A 14,004-nucleotide genomic window follows, 5' to 3' on the forward strand; every position below is an offset into this window, starting at 1 on the left:
GCCCCACTCCGGTCATCGTGCATACCGGGCTCAATGACTGCAAAGGGTCGATAGTGTTGAAAAAGTCCGCGACAAGCCCATTGGGACGCTCGGGTAAAATTTCGTTTCGCGAGGAGTCTGATTGCGAATCGTGATTCCGAAAGGGGCCTTGCCAAGAAATGGGATTCTGTCGCCGGCGCCTGCTTCACAACCCGTCGGACTTTTTCAACAGTATCGGTCGAACTCGGTCGTTCAGATTAATTGGATTTTGACCTTAGTGGCTGGCGTGGGCTGTCTGGGCCGGCGTGAAGATCGATGTCGAGGTCGGGTAGATGGGGTATTCGGCTTGCGCCCCTTCTTCAACGGTGATGCAAGAAGGTGCTTCGCTTCGAGCTGATGATAGAACGTGGTCTGTCCAAATAGCCACAAGCATCAGGAAGGGAAGCGCAGCATGAAGCACTTTATCGGCCTCGATGTCGCGGTGAAAGAGACCGCGGTTTGCATTATCGATGAATCCGGCAGGATCTGCCGCGAGGTGAAGGTCGTCAGCCACTCCGACGATCTCCTCGCCGTCCTGAAGGATCCTGCCTTGAACATTGAACGGGTCGGTCTCGAGGCCGGGCCCTTGTCGCAATGGCTTTTCGAGGGGCTGGCGTGCGCCGGGTTGCCGGTCATCTGCATCGAGACGCGTCATGTGAAAGCGTTCCTGAAGGCGCAGCCGAACAAGACGGATCGCAATGACGCGCGCGGCATCGCGCAGATGATGCGGGTCAACCTGTACCGCCCGGTGCATGTGAAGACGCTCACGAGCCAGAAGCGACGGGCACTCTTGACGGCCCGCAAGCTGCTGCAGGGAAAGGCGATCGCCATCGAGAACGACATCCGCGGTCTTCTGCGCAACTTCGGCCTCAAGGTCGGTGTTGTGGGAACGGTGGAGTTCGAGGAGCGGATTTGCGAGCTCGTCGAAGGCATGCCCGATCTCGAAGAGATCATGGAGCCGCTGCTGGCCGCCCGGCGGAAGCTGCGTGCCGAATTTGCTCGCCTGCACAAAAAAGTGCTCACGATCGCCAGGAATGATGCGACCTGCCGGCGCTTGATGACGGTTCCCGGTGTTGGCCCCGTGGTGGCGCTCGCCTATGCCGCGACAATCGACATTCCGCAGCGGTTCAGAAGCTCCAAGGCGGTGGGGCCTATCCTGGGACTGACGCCGAAGCTCAACGAGTCCGGTGAAAGCAAGCGCGTTGGATGCATATCCCTGTGCGGGGACGGCATGATGCGGACGTTGCTCTATGAGGCTGCCCAAACGCTGATGACTCGCGTGACGAAATGGTCGTGGCTCAAGGCCTGGGCGATGAACGTCGCAAGCGGCGCGGGATGCGCAAAGCAATTGTCGCGCTCGCACGTCGCCTGGCAGTCGTCATGCATCGCATGTGGCTGGACGGCACCGAGTTCCGCTGGACGCGGCAAACCATGGCGTCAGCCATCTGATCCAGAAGGCCGGGAAGGAGAGAGACAGAGAGTTCCGCTCGCTGGCGGACGGACGTCCTTCGCAGGACGATGGATGAGGCGAGTTCGCTGAGACACTCGTACCGATTGCAACATGCGATCAAGACGCTTGGTAGATTGTGCCGCCTCATTCTCCTGACCCCATACTGGGAGGGCGAAACGCCGATCCCGGAGAGAAGCAAGGCCCTGCGAAAGACGTCAAAACGCCGGAGACACGGAAAAGCTCAATAGCGCTTGACCTCAGCACGCCGAATAGAGAAGTGTCTCAGTTGATGTAATTCTCAATGAAGGGAATAAAACAATGAACTACATTCGCATTGCTCGCCTGTTGTTTTCTGCTTTGGCGCTCAGCGTCACCTCTCTTGTGTTGTCCAATGCAAACGCCGATTCGATCGCTTTCGACACTGGCTATCAGAAGGCAGCGTGGCTGCTGTGCCCTAATTCGGTCATTTATAATGATGCCGGCTTTTCGAAGTTCATGGACCAGGACATGAAGTACACTAATACTCGCGAGTACGAGCGCGGCTTTGCCGCTTTAAAAGCCGGCATAAAGCGTGAAACTAGCAAAGTGTGCTTCGCGGCCGCCCGTGCCGGCGGTTGGTGGACAAGGGCTCGGTGACTCTATCGACTTGGGCCCCGCGGGGCACGCGGAATGGTTGGCATGGCGCGAGGCGCACGGGAAGCCGCGTTGTCGTCGAGTTCGTCAGGTTGAGCGCAGAGGCCATTGTGATCAAATGAGTAGCTCTCAAATGGAAAAATATGTCTGGGCCTCGGTCCTATATTACACCGTGGCCGTGGTTGCATCTGTGCTTCTTGTAGCTGCCTTTATGAGCGATCTTGGTGGTCTGTGGGGCTTACTTGCAATATTCGGATATATCGCGGCGATTATATCTCTTAAAATGTGGCGACGCAGAAGACACCCTCGAAGTGTCTATCAAGTAGAATTGGCCAAACGGAGACCGGACAACTAGTCACCAACAAATTTGATCGATATAGAGCGGACTATTTGAACGAGGGTGGCAACGTCCGCAACCGGTCGGATCAGGTAATCCCCATCGGGTACCAAGTGTCAGATTTCTACCACTAGATCGAGCGTGACAAGCAAAGCCTGCGCGCTTTCCTGTATCAAAGTCTTGCATCCCTTCTCGATCAGCGACTGGCAAAAGAAAACGGATCATTGTAACGCAGGAGTATTTTTCGCTTTACATGAGCTAAGTATGATATGCCAGCCGTGTATCTATTTTTGAAAAGACGTTATTACTCATGATCAAGACGGCGTCACCGACATTGTGCCGATGGTTGCGACAGGGGACCTAATAAATCTTGCTCCATAAAATAGTCATGCCCCCTAGCCGGAGCCGAAGGTTTGCCGGTAGATCGCCTCGATCCGTTCTGCCTCGGGATCCGTCAGGGCGGCGAATTCCTTTTCGCGGGCGCGGCTCGAAAGGCGGCCGCCGTTCTGGTGAAGGAAGCGGAAGAGCAGATCGGTAAGGCGTTCGGGCATGTCGATGAAGGCATCGACCTGCTGTCGGAATTGATCATAGCGCTGCAGGAAGGCGGTCTCTTCGGGAAGGTCCCGTTCGATCGTCCTGCGGACGCAGGCGTAGAGGAATTCGGCGTGTGGCGTTGCGTCGAAGAAGCGGTAGAAATCCCCGGTGTCATTCAGAACGCGGACGTTGAATTGCGGCGTTGGCTCCCACTCGATCAGCGGCAGCAGGCGCTGCGAATAACTCTCGAGCACCCGCCGGTACTCATCGATCTGCTCCAGGATCGCAGCTGAAACGGGGAACACGACTCCGGGCGGATTGAAGCCGCGGGCGGCAAGGACGTGATGGATCAGATAGCGGTGAATGCGGCCGTTTCCATCTTCGAAGGGGTGGATGTAGACGAAGCCGAAGGCGAGGATCGCCGCGGCGATGATCGCATCGAGGCCCTGCGCGGGGCCTCGGTCGAACGCAACCATTCCGTCGATCAGCGATGCCAGGTCCTCGGGCCGGGCGCTGATGTGATTGGGCAGGGGCATGCGGTTGTCGCGGTCATGCTCGCCGACGAAGCCGCCCTCCTGCCGGAAGCCGAGCTTTACGAAGCGGGCGCCGCCGAGCACGATCCGTTGCAGGCGCAGCAGCTCATCGCGATCAAGCGGCTGACGACCGGCCTCGCCAATGGCACGGCCCCAGCGCTGGATGCGGTCCTGCGGCGGCCGCTCACCCTCGATCGCGTAGCTGGACCGCGAATCCTTGAGCAGCAGGAAGGCGGCGGTCCGTGCGAGAAGGTCGCGCGGCATCTCCGCGACGATCGCCTGCGCGCGCTGCGGCAGATCGAGGCCGATGAATTCTTCGAGCGCCTTGGAGCGAAAAACCAGTGGGCAGAAATCTGGTGTGCCGGGCAGGTTGTTCTTTACGCGGTAGCGGGAAGCGGTCTTCGCCGGCGCAGCCCACTGCTGGTCCGGATCGACAACAGGAACGTAGCGGCCGGCATCCGCGTCAGGCAGATCAAGACGCGTGCCCGTCAGCCACTCATGAAGAAACCAGATGCGGCGGGCATAGCTGCCGGTCGGGCTTTCGCGAACCAGCGCTTCGATCGGCGCGGGACCTGTCGCTTGGAACAGCCGCTTGAGAAGGGCAAGGTCGAGTCCCTCATACTTCAGCGCGAAGGTCAGGTGCCCTTCGAGGGTCGGATGCGGCGCGTGGCGCGGCGTCATGATACGCCAGCCGTCCTGTTCGATGACGCGGTGATGCTCACCGGTAGCGGAAAGCGTGCGCGGCAGCGGCACGGGGAGCTTGTAAGCGTCAATCAGCGCGCTGTACCCAGCCGGAGTCGCTGTTTCAGGAAGGCGTATTTCCTGAAAAACAGTAACAGGTCCTGAAAATTGATGCTGGTGGGTGATAACCACGAAAACCGTGCCTAGCCGTCGAATTTTGGTTAGATAGGCCAAACCCATGAAAAATGATTCTACCGCCTGAAAACCGGTTCGTCAAAGGAGTCACCTCGAAAACCGATTCCAATTTTGCTAAAAAAAACTGCTTGGCTGATCGAAACCGAGCGGAAGAGTTTTGGCGAAGCGCCGAACACCGTGCTTCGCCGCCTTCTCAATCTGAAGGCGGCACCGGAAGTTCAGCATGCCGTCAACGGCACGGCGGATCGCGGTGCCTGGACCGGTAAGGGCGTCAAGCTTCCCTAAGGAACAGAAGTTAGAATGGAATATCGTGGCAAGGAGCACCGCGGCGTAATCCAGGACTCCGACTGGGTCGTGGACGGGAAGCGGTTCAAAGCCCTTCGGCGGCCGCGGAAGGCGTAGCTCTTACAAAGGACGGCTCCAAACCCAGCCTCGACGGATGGAAGTACTGACAGATCAAGCTGCCGGGCGAGTCGGATTGGGTCGCCCTCGGCACGCTGCGCCAGCGGTTCCGAGACATGTAGATGCAGACCGCCGATGACGAAATCCGGCCCATGACCGGCTCAGCGTACTTCAGCGATCGTGAACGAGGTCCGCGCGCCCGAACTGAGAAGCGATTCCCGAGCGGATGTGGGGAGCCCTCTACACGCTTGTCCGGGCGCGAATCGACGACGGCTCCTTTGGCGCGAGCTTTCCCGAAATGTGCACCGACGGCCCCCGTCCTTGCGGGACGGATTCCGCCGCCTTTTGGCGAATTGCGCGGGCGGAGATTCCGGACCTGCCGGAATATATGCGGCATGACGAGGTCCCCGATCTTCTCGTCATCCTTGACCTTCTCGAATTCTGTGCGACGTCCATCGCGCAGCCGATCCAGAGAGACTTTCACTCTCATTTCGGGCACTACCACCTTGATTTTGATCGCCCTGCCGGACTCGCCGGGTTTGTCGCTTCCGTCGATCGCCTCTTTGCCCGCAACGGCATTGCCTTGGAACTGACCGCCGAAGGCGTCGCCCGGAGGCTTGGGGGCGCCGGCGTTGCGGGATGAGCTTCGGCGGCCGTGTTCCATACCCGCGATGCTGACACAGACAGGTTTCTTGAAGATGCGGCGTTTTCTCTCACCGCAGCTTGCCGATCGCCTGGACGCGCTTGATAAGCTCTGGGATGCGTTCGAGCGCATCAAAACGCTGGAAGCAGGGGCAAACAAGCGAGAAACGGCAGCGCAGTTGCTGGACCGCGCCGCGTCCGCGCAGACGCCGAAGTTTCGTGCATTTCTGGAGAATGAAGCCAGCGAACTGACCGCCACCGGTAACAGCCTGCGCATCCGGCACTCCGAAACGGATAAGGAGCCGGTAGAGGCACCAGAGCAGGTGGATTACCTTCACCGTCTCTTCAGTTTCCTGCCTTGGGGCCGAAGCCGCCCGCTCGGCCGAGGATTCGCAGCCCATGAACTGATTCTAGAGATCTACATCAGACCATAGTCTGATCTTGAAATCGTCGGCGATAAAATGGGGCCGCCTATCGCGCCTGATTCTCATATGGGGTGTTTCCAAATCTTTTCGAACACCAGAAGCTTGGCCTGGCGCACCGCTTCCTCAATCGATCCCCCGATCGCCAGATACGCAGCTATCGCGCTGGCCAGGGCACAGCCGGTGCCGCGCATCGTTCTTGCCAGCCGACGAGTGTCAAGGCGCACGGGTTCTTGGTTGGGTCGAACGAGAACATCCGTTGAGCGAGGTCCTGAGCCGTGGCCGCCTTTGATCAGCAGGGCCTGAACCCCGGCGGCGAGCAGTTGTTGTCCTTGTTGAAGCGCGCCGACCTCATCCACCGCTAGCTCTGAGCCGGCAAGAAGCGCCAGTTCGATAAGATTGGGTGTGACGATACGGCAAAGTGGCATCAGATGCTGCTTCATGATGGGGATGGCGCTTGCTTCAAGAAGCGCTCGGCCTGACGTGGAAGCCAGCACCGGATCGAGGACTGCCGGTATGCGCGGATTTTCGCGCAGCACAGCGGCAACCGCAGCGACGATCTCAGCCGTTGCGAGCATGCCGATCTTGACGGCCGCCACTTGGTTCGCCTGCAACAACGCTACACGCATCTGATCGGCCACCAGACCGGGTTGCAGATGAAGGATGTCCGTGACGATGTCGTGTGTTTGCACCGTCACCGCAGTGACGGCAAGGCAGCTGCGCACGCCCATGGAGGAGAGCGTCTCGATATCGCGCGCGATTCCGGCACCCCCACTGGAGTCCGATCCGCCGACGACAAGTACATGCGATTCCTGCCTCAGCGCCATCGGGCGGTCTCTTTTATCCACTCTCTGGTGCGCGCTTCAGGGTCAGGATTCAGCGTGACGTCGGTGACCACCGCGGCACTGTCTGCCCCGGCCTCGAATACGCCGTCGAGCCGGTCGGGGTTGAGGCCACCGATGGCGACCAGCGGGATCGGCGCGACCCGTCGTTTCCACTCGCTGAGCCGTTCAAGCCCTTGCGGCCGCCATTTCATCTGCTTGAAGCTCGTCGGATAAATAGGACCCAGCGCCACATAGTCCGGCTCGGCCGCCAGCGCTGTTTCCAGTTCGGTGTGATCGTGGGTCGAAAGTCCGAGCTTCAATCCGCCGTACTTAATCGCCAGCAGGGCGGCGGCAGCCAAATCCTCCTGGCCGAGATGGACGAAGTCGCAGCCTTCCTCGATTGCCGTGCGCCAATAGTCGTTGACGATGAGTTGGCAACCATGGACCGCGCAGACGCCGTTCGCGCGGCGGATTTCCGCGCGCAACTCGTCCTCGTCCATGTTCTTGATGCGGAGCTGGACCAGCCTAACGCCGAGCGGCACCAGCCGTTCGATCCAGGCGGCACTGTCGACGATCAGGTAGAAGGGATCGAGCTTCATGAAAAAACCGCCCTGCCGATTGTCGGCGTCGATGGCACGGCGACGTCGCGCGGCTCGAGCAGTCCCGAACCATAGGCTTCGCGACCGGCGTCGACCGCCTTGCTGAAAGCGCGCGCCATGCCGACCGGATCGGCCGCCCTGGCGACCGCCGTGTTCAGGAGCACAGCGTCGAAGCCGAGTTCCATTACGGTTGCTGCGTGCGATGGCCGTCCGAGCCCCGCATCCACGATCAACGGAATGTCGGGGAAATATCCGCGCATCGAGCGCAGCGCCATGATGTTGACCGGTCCGACCGCCGAGCCGATCGGCGCACACCACGGCATGAGCACCTTGCAGCCCGCCTCCAGCAACCGCTCGGCGATAACGAGATCGTCGGTGGTATAGGGGAACACCAAAAAGCCGTCGTCGCAAAGGACGCGCGCGGCTTCGACCAGGCCGAACACGTCCGGCTGCAGCGTGTCGTGGTTGCCGATCACTTCGAGCTTGATCCAGGACGTGCCGAAGACCTCGCGCGCCATCTTCGCGGTCGTCACGGCTTCCTTGACGGAGTGGCAGCCGGCGGTATTGGGCAGGACGCTCACGCCGAGCGAGCGGATCAGCGACCAGAATTTCTCGCCGGCCCTGCCGCCGGCCATTTCACGGCGCAGCGATACCGTCACCACCGAAGTGCCAGACGCCTTCACTGCATCGGCAAGGATGGCCGGCGAAGGATACTGGGCGGTTCCGAGAAGCAGGCGTGAGGCAAGCTTTGCCCCGAGAAGATCGAACATCGGCTAGCCTCCCTGCATGGGTGACAGGATTTCGATCCGGTCGCCCTCGCTCAACCGGAATTCCGCCCGTTCGGCCGCGGGCACTACGTCGCCGTTGAGCGCTGTGGCGAGCCAGCCGCCCTCATAGTCAAGCTCCTTCAAAAGAGCGTCGAGCGTGGTTGCCTTGGCTTCAAGCGCTTCGCCGTTGACGATCAGCTTCATTTTCAGGTTCCCTGGTCGGCAGATGAGTTGAAGACAAGGCTGGCAGTCTGCTCGGCCATGGCCGGTGAAAGCAGGAAACCGTGCCGGTAAAGGCCGTTAATCGTGATCGTGACGTCCTTCCAGCGCTTCACCCGCGGCAGATTGTCGGGAAAGGCAGGGCGCACGCCCACTCCCGTCTGGAGGATTTCGGCCTCACCGAACGCCGGATGGAGTGCATAGGCCGCATTGAGGAGCTCCATCAGCGAACGGGCGGTGATCGGTCCGTCATGGTCACTTTCGATCATGGTTGCGCCGACCATGAAGTGATGATCGGCTCGCGGCACGATATAGCTCGGATGACGCGGATGCAGGAGACGCACTGGCCGCGCGAGCGAGACATCACGCCTATGGAGGATCAGCATTTCACCGCGCATGCCGCGTAAATCGTCGTCGGCCCGCGCGATGCCCGTGCAGTCGATCACCTGATCAAAGCCGGAAAGGCCAACCTCGCCCGTCTCGAAAAGGAAGACGACGCCCATCGCACGCAGTTTGCCGGCGAGGGCTTCGAGAGCCCGACGGGGATCGAGATGAGCTTCGCCGCCAAAGAACAGGCCCTGATGAAAGCGGCCGGCAAGATCGGGCTCGAGGGCGGCAACCGCCTTTTCGTCGACGGACTCATAGTTGCGCGTAAGAGCTGCAAAACGGGCAAGCTCCAATGCATCGCGCCGATGGGCGACGACGAGACTGCCGGCCCTCGTCACCAGCCCGGGCAGCGCCCTTTCCCACCAGTCGGCTGCAACGTTGCCGAAAGTGACGACCGCCTCCTCGGCGCTTTCGCGTTCGCACCAAGGCGCGAGCATGCCGCCGGCGAGCCAGGAGGCATTGCCGCCGATCTGGCTGCGAATTTCAGCAACCGTGACGGATGCACCCCGCGCGGCCAATTCATGGGCGACGGTGAGGCCTGCCACACCGGCGCCTTTGACAAGAATGCGGCACATGGCTCAACGCGCCCCCTGATCTTCCTGCACTGAGGCCTGTTTTTCTACCTCGGGCGTCTCCACCGGCATATAAAGATCGCCGCCTGCGCGATATTTCTCGGCCATCGCCGCCATGCCTTCCTTCTGCGCCTCGGCGCGGATGTCGTGGGAGATGCGCATGGAGCAGAACTTCGGCCCGCACATCGAGCAGAAATGCGCCAGCTTGTGCGCCTCCTTGGGCAAGGTCTGGTCGTGAAAGGACCGTGCGGTTTCGGGGTCGAGCGACAGGTTGAACTGATCTTCCCAGCGGAACTCGAAGCGCGCGCGGGAAAGGGCATCATCCCTGAGTTTCGCCGCCGGATGACCCTTTGCTAGATCGGCGGCATGGGCGGCGATCTTGTAAGTGATCACGCCAATCTTGACACCGTTGCGATCGGGAAGGCCGAGATGCTCCTTCGGCGTGACGTAGCAGAGCATGGCGGTGCCGAACCAGCCGATCATTGCGGCGCCGATGCCGGAGGTGATGTGGTCGTAGCCCGGCGCGATATCGGTCGTCAGCGGTCCCAGCGTATAGAACGGCGCCTCGCCGCAGACAGCGAGCTGCTTGTCCATGTTCTCCTTGATCTTGTGCATCGGCACGTGGCCGGGCCCCTCGATCATTACCTGGCAATCCTTCGCCCAAGCGATCTTCGTCAGTTCGCCGAGCGTCTCCAACTCGGCGAATTGCGCCGCGTCGTTGGCGTCGGCGATCGAGCCGGGACGAAGGCCGTCGCCCAGCGAAAAGGACACGTCATAGGCGCGGCAGATGTCGCAGATTTCGGCGAAATGCTCGTAAAGGAAGCTTTCCCGGTGATGATGCAGGCACCATTTTGCCATGATCGAGCCGCCGCGCGAGACGATACCCGTGACCCGGTCGACCGTCAGCGGGATATAGTGCAGCCGCACGCCGGCATGGATGGTGAAATAGTCGATGCCCTGTTCGGCCTGTTCGATCAGCGTGTCGCGGTACACTTCCCAGGTCAGGTCCTCGGCAATGCCGCCGACCTTTTCGAGCGCCTGGTAGAGCGGCACAGTGCCGATCGGCACCGGCGCATTGCGCACGATCCATTCGCGGATGTTGTGGATGTTGCGCCCGGTCGACAAATCCATCACCGTATCGGCGCCCCAGCGGATCGCCCAGACCATCTTTTCGACCTCTTCGGCCATCGACGAGGTGACGGCTGAATTGCCGATATTAGCATTGATCTTGACCAGGAAATTGCGGCCGATGATCATCGGCTCGCTTTCCGGGTGGTTGATGTTGGCGGGAATGATTGCCCGTCCGCGCGCCACCTCTTCGCGCACGAATTCCGGCGTGACGAAGTCCGGGATTACGGCGCCGAAGGCTTCGCCGTCGCGCGGCACGCTGCCGCCCAAGATCTCGCGGCCGAGGTTTTCGCGGATGGCGACGAATTCCATTTCGGGCGTGATGATGCCGGCGCGCGCATAGGCAAGCTGCGTCACCGCTTTGCCCGTTTTTGCCTTTAGCGGCCGGTTGCGCGCGGGAAATTCCGGCGTCAGGCGCTCGCCCGCCACGAATCCATTGTGTTCCGGCCGGACATGGCGGCCTTCATAGGCCTCGATATCGCCGCGCGCCGCAATCCATTCGTGGCGAAGTCGGGCGAGGCCTTGTCGATGCTGGTTTCGACAGTCGGGTCGGTATAGGGGCCGGACGGATCGTAGACGGTGACGGGCGGTTCGCCCGCCGTCGGGTGAACAGAGATTTCGCGCATCGGCACTTTGATGTGCGGGTGGATGGTGCCGGGCTTGTGGATCTTCCGGGAGGCGGGCGGCGATCCCGTCGACACGGCGGGGGTGAGGGCATTCATCTTGAGGCTCCTTTGCTCATGCATTGGAGACCCAGTTCTGTGCCGGAAGGATGAAAAGACACTTCTGTCGACCTGCCGAAACAGGACCTCGGCGTAAACTCCCGCAAAGCGCTTGCACCGTCCCTACGCCAGTATGAACTGGATCAGGTTCAACGGGTCACTGCGCCGCGAANGACTCCCGCAAAGCGCTTGCACCGTCCCTACGCCAGTATGAACTGGATCAGGTTCAACGGGTCACTGCGCCGCGAAAGCCAGCAGTATCTCAGCCCCTTGCCGGGACTCCCCTGGTGAATGCTTCAGGTTGAACGGGCCGCCGCGTACTTGTCAAGCGCATTCGGCCCGCGGCGATGATCGTCGGCCGATCGTCTCGGCCAGGCGCAAGATCGGATGGAGCGTCGCCTGAGAATCGTCTGTTCCTCGATCAGCCTGGAGCTTGTTCTCTCGCGTCCGAATTTCCGCGGGGATGGCTGAACGGAGGCGATCCATTTGCGATTTTCAAGTGCGTCGGGCCGCACCCCACAATCGCTCAACAAGTTGAACACGTCCTCACCCGACTGGGCCTTCGAGTTCGGAAAACCTGGCCGGGTACTGCTGGATGGCGGGGTCCGTCAAGCGGGCGGAAGGGATGAGGAAATGAAAGAGCTGCAGATCAAAACACATAATCGAGCGATGAATATCGCCTGAGCGATCATCCGGACCAGATCTGATATGAAACATCGTCCGGCCCCGAGATCGAGGCTCCAATCTCGTATAGCTTCATGCGACGTTCTCTTGGAGTGTTGCGGGATTGGTCCGCTCAACCGGAGCTCAACCCTTTCATCGCGTCAGAATGAGCGTTCGAAACTCAGGATTCCGCCGACACTGCTCTTCTTGTTGGCGTTGGTCCAGTTCACGTTGGAAGCGTCCACCTTGCCGACGGCGAAGTTGCCGTAGCGGCCATAGTCGAGTTCGGCCGTAACTGTGAAATCTGGAAGAAACGCATAGGCGACGTTTGCAGCGACACCATGGTTCTTGAGCTGATCACCGGAGAGCTGAAGCTTGAACGAAGTTGTCTCGTTGAGCTCGTAAGCGGCGCCAGCCCAGAAAGCCCAGTTCCCGCCCCAAATCTTATAGAAGCCTCGACCATGAGCGTCGATCGCGTTCGTGGAGTCGTCGTTGAGCTTGCCATTGGAACCGTAGCCGAACATTCCGAACAGCAACAGTTCGTTGGTGACATTGATGTCGACACGGACCTTGGCGGCCACCGATTCGTAGTTGCTATCATAAGCGGCAACGCCGGTGATCGCGCCCCAGCCATGTGTGTATTTCAAGCCGCCGACTACGTGCGGAGCGTAGCTGTCGATTGTGCCGACCACGCCCGAGCCTTCTTCGAGCGAAACCACGGCCGAAAAGCCGTTCCCGGCGTCGAAGTNTCGGAGCGTAGCTGTCGATTGTGCCGACCACGCCCGAGCCTTCTTCGAGCGAAACCACGGCCGAAAAGCCGTTCCCGGCGTCGAAGTGGTACTGAACCACATTGGTATCGAAAGCGCCGGACGGAACCGGCGTCTGGTTGAGTACGTCACCCGCGCCGCCGATAAACATGTCGAAGGCCGACCAGTCCTTACCAACTCGGAGGCCACCAAGCTGAATCCAGGCGAAAGTCAAGGTGCTGTTTCCGTTGAAGGCATAGGACCGAGAACTGTCCGAAACCGAAGTGTGGCGGTTACCGAAGTTCATGCGGGTTTCGGTGTAGGTCTTCAACGTGCCGAGTTCGGTCTCCTGGCCGGTCCAAGTTTTCAATGTGAAGCGCGTGTTTTTTTGCCATGTGCCCTGATCCTCACCAGTCCTCACATCCGAGGTTCTTGCGTGGTCAAACAATCCGACATGGCCCAAGCCGACGCCGTAACGGACATAGCCGCCGATGCGCACGCAGGTCTCAGTGCCTGAAATGTAGACGTAGCCCGAGCCGTAGACGTCGCAGATTTTAACGTACTCAGTCGGGTCAGGCTCGGCAACGGCGGTCACGGCGCGAGCGTCGGAAACGGCAATCAGTGCCGCAGTTGAGCCGAGGAGGAGGCTCCTAATGTTCATTGTTGATCTCCGTTCAAAGAGTAAAAGGAATGGACGTCAGTGAATGAATTCTTGCTAAGGAAACAGTCGATAACGATGCGCATTGAGTTGAATTTGAGCAGTTTTGATGCGCTCGTTATGTCAGATATTCATCAGAAATTGAGAATATGATTGGGTCTTATTGTTACAAATATGCGATTGTTATTACAAATATAATTATCGCCGAAATGACGCCATTCAACATTTCTGTACAAATCATCGCCGTCATCTCCGCTAGTTGTGGGCGGGCCGTCACAAAGGCTTCTACTGCAAATGACGTGCCATCCTGACGACCCAGCTGCGGCTTGAAGCTCAAGTGTGCCGGCGCACCTTGGTTCGCTCTTCCTTCCTTTTTGCCTTGCGGATCAACCCAAGCACGAACGGCAAACGTTTCGGCTACGGTCCGTCTGTTCGCTTCGCGACAGTTTCGTTCAATGGCGACAGCTTTGTTTGCTGTGAGCCCCGACGTTGAGACATCANCGTCTGTTCGCTTCGCGACAGTTTCGTTCAATGGCGACAGCTTTGTTTGCTGTGAGCCCCGACGTTGAGACATCATGCGGCGGCACCGCTCGGTACGACGCCGTCATTTTGGCGAGCGCGATGATCGGTAATCACGCGCTGAACGCGCAGCCTTGCCTCGAGTCAGTAGGCGCGCCAGCCTTTGGCATTGCGGCTGACCTGACGGTCGCGTCGAGCAGCCTCTCGTCCTGATAGACGGCGCGCCACAGCTAATGCTTCTTGCCAGCAATTCACACAACGAGCTCATCGAGATGCCAGAGATCACTATGGGACGCTAGCTGGCGAGCAAAGTCGGGTCCCAACGCCGTGTTATCTCGTTGGATGCGGCAGCC

The 14,004-nt window shown here is 59.8% G+C and carries 10 protein-coding genes, 3 pseudogenes and 1 riboswitch; of the genes and pseudogenes, 4 read left to right on the forward strand and 9 right to left on the reverse strand.

Going from position 1 to position 14,004, the window contains the following annotated elements; translation table 11 throughout:
- Nucleotides 1-430: 430 nt before the first annotated feature.
- Nucleotides 431-1,467 (forward strand): annotated as a pseudogene (locus X738_RS65735) (IS110 family transposase).
- 319 nt (nt 1,468-1,786) lie between these two features.
- Entirely contained in the window at nt 1,787-2,104 is a 318-nt protein-coding gene (locus tag X738_RS65740) for a hypothetical protein (protein WP_023800894.1), read from the forward strand.
- A 729-nt stretch (nt 2,105-2,833) separates the two neighbouring features.
- On the opposite strand, the gene X738_RS65745 is transcribed toward X738_RS65740, so the two are convergent.
- A complete protein-coding gene (locus tag X738_RS65745) occupies nt 2,834-4,378 on the reverse strand; it encodes a Fic family protein (protein WP_245277734.1) in 1,545 nt (514 codons plus the stop codon).
- 114 nt (nt 4,379-4,492) lie between these two features.
- Here X738_RS65745 and X738_RS84950 point away from each other — a divergent pair, with 114 nt between their 5' ends.
- Nucleotides 4,493-4,666 (forward strand): hypothetical protein, encoded by a 174-nt coding sequence (locus X738_RS84950; protein WP_023800896.1) that lies wholly within the window; start codon nt 4,493-4,495, stop codon nt 4,664-4,666.
- Between the two features lie 85 nt (nt 4,667-4,751).
- On the opposite strand, the gene X738_RS86175 is transcribed toward X738_RS84950, so the two are convergent.
- Nucleotides 4,752-5,447 carry a hypothetical protein gene (locus tag X738_RS86175; RefSeq protein WP_198032851.1) on the reverse strand — a complete coding sequence of 232 codons (696 nt, stop codon included), beginning with the start codon at nt 5,445-5,447 and terminating at the stop codon, nt 4,752-4,754.
- A gap of 7 nt (nt 5,448-5,454) precedes the next feature.
- Between X738_RS86175 and X738_RS86180 the strand changes: the two genes are divergently transcribed.
- Complete coding sequence (locus X738_RS86180) at nt 5,455-5,859, forward strand: hypothetical protein (protein ID WP_023800899.1); 405 nt, start codon at nt 5,455-5,457, stop codon at nt 5,857-5,859.
- A gap of 53 nt (nt 5,860-5,912) precedes the next feature.
- Here the strand turns inward: X738_RS86180 and X738_RS65755 are convergent, their stop codons facing one another.
- From X738_RS65755 to X738_RS65785, 7 genes and pseudogenes are all read right to left on the reverse strand, one after another.
- Nucleotides 5,913-6,674, reverse strand: coding sequence for a hydroxymethylpyrimidine/phosphomethylpyrimidine kinase (locus X738_RS65755; protein WP_023800900.1), 762 nt, complete (start codon nt 6,672-6,674; stop codon nt 5,913-5,915).
- Nucleotides 6,665-7,270 (reverse strand): thiamine phosphate synthase, encoded by a 606-nt coding sequence (locus X738_RS65760; RefSeq protein ID WP_023800901.1) that lies wholly within the window; start codon nt 7,268-7,270, stop codon nt 6,665-6,667. Before X738_RS65760 ends, X738_RS65755 begins: the two co-directional genes overlap by 10 nt.
- The gene (locus X738_RS65765) at nt 7,267-8,040 is read right to left on the reverse strand and encodes a thiazole synthase (protein WP_023800902.1); all 774 of its coding nucleotides are present in this window, start codon (nt 8,038-8,040) and stop codon (nt 7,267-7,269) included. The genes X738_RS65760 and X738_RS65765 overlap by 4 nt, the downstream gene beginning before the upstream one ends.
- 3 nt (nt 8,041-8,043) lie before the next feature.
- The gene (thiS, locus tag X738_RS65770) at nt 8,044-8,241 is read right to left on the reverse strand and encodes a sulfur carrier protein ThiS (protein WP_023800903.1); all 198 of its coding nucleotides are present in this window, start codon (nt 8,239-8,241) and stop codon (nt 8,044-8,046) included.
- 2 nt (nt 8,242-8,243) lie between these two features.
- Nucleotides 8,244-9,218: a glycine oxidase ThiO gene (thiO, locus tag X738_RS65775; protein WP_023800904.1), complete on the reverse strand. Its 975-nt coding sequence runs from the start codon at nt 9,216-9,218 to the stop codon at nt 8,244-8,246.
- 3 nt (nt 9,219-9,221) lie between these two features.
- Nucleotides 9,222-11,065 (reverse strand): annotated as a pseudogene (gene thiC / locus X738_RS65780) (phosphomethylpyrimidine synthase ThiC).
- 179 nt (nt 11,066-11,244) lie between these two features.
- Nucleotides 11,245-11,361: riboswitch (TPP riboswitch) on the reverse strand.
- 528 nt (nt 11,362-11,889) lie between these two features.
- Nucleotides 11,890-13,135, reverse strand: a pseudogene (locus tag X738_RS65785) (porin).
- Nucleotides 13,136-14,004: the final 869 nt, after the last annotated feature.

The organism is Mesorhizobium sp. L48C026A00, from assembly GCF_000502375.1.
GTDB classification, from domain to species: Bacteria; Pseudomonadota; Alphaproteobacteria; order Rhizobiales; family Rhizobiaceae; genus Mesorhizobium; species Mesorhizobium muleiense.

Excerpts from the sequence above, each read along its gene's own strand:
- X738_RS65755 (WP_023800900.1), bottom strand. The coding sequence starts at position 6,674 with ATGGCGCTGAGGCAGGAATCGCATGTACTTGTCGTCGGCGGATCGGAC.
- X738_RS65760 (WP_023800901.1), bottom strand. The coding sequence starts at position 7,270 with ATGAAGCTCGATCCCTTCTACCTGATCGTCGACAGTGCCGCCTGGATC.
- X738_RS86175 (WP_198032851.1), bottom strand. The coding sequence starts at position 5,447 with ATGGAACACGGCCGCCGAAGCTCATCCCGCAACGCCGGCGCCCCCAAG.
- thiS (WP_023800903.1), bottom strand. The coding sequence starts at position 8,241 with ATGAAGCTGATCGTCAACGGCGAAGCGCTTGAAGCCAAGGCAACCACG.
- X738_RS86180 (WP_023800899.1), top strand. The coding sequence starts at position 5,455 with ATGCTGACACAGACAGGTTTCTTGAAGATGCGGCGTTTTCTCTCACCG.
- X738_RS65765 (WP_023800902.1), bottom strand. The coding sequence starts at position 8,040 with ATGTTCGATCTTCTCGGGGCAAAGCTTGCCTCACGCCTGCTTCTCGGA.
- X738_RS65740 (WP_023800894.1), top strand. The coding sequence starts at position 1,787 with ATGAACTACATTCGCATTGCTCGCCTGTTGTTTTCTGCTTTGGCGCTC.
- thiO (WP_023800904.1), bottom strand. The coding sequence starts at position 9,218 with ATGTGCCGCATTCTTGTCAAAGGCGCCGGTGTGGCAGGCCTCACCGTC.